The 332-nt window shown below is 54.2% G+C and carries 1 protein-coding gene; it reads left to right on the forward strand.

The window, feature by feature from the left end:
* The coding region (locus ACQRBT_RS28315; protein ID WP_427851703.1) for an immunoglobulin-like domain-containing protein at positions 1 to 332 on the forward strand (332 nt) is incomplete at both ends.

Consider the following 332-nt stretch of genomic DNA (forward strand, 5'->3'; position numbering starts at 1 on the left):
TTCATTGATAAGAGCACCCAGACCGTCAAGATCACCGACGCTACCGGCGGCAACTTCGAGAAGCTGGAAGTTGCAGGCAACGGCGCGACAACGATCATCAACGACACCATCGACAAGGTCGATGTGGTCCTGACCGCGACCAACACTGTTGGTGAGGGCGGCAACATCGTTTACACCGCTTCGCTGGTCGATAAGTCGGGTAATGCGGTGACTAACATCACCAACCCGTTAACGGTCACCCTGGATAACGGCCAAACCATCACCATCGGTGTAAACCAGTCGAGCGGGTCTGTTTCTGTAGTCGCTCCAAACGACGTCTATAAAGGCGATCA

This window comes from Pseudomonas sp. R19M, from assembly GCF_050312585.1.
Taxonomy (GTDB): Bacteria; Pseudomonadota; Gammaproteobacteria; order Pseudomonadales; family Pseudomonadaceae; genus Aquipseudomonas; species Aquipseudomonas palleroniana.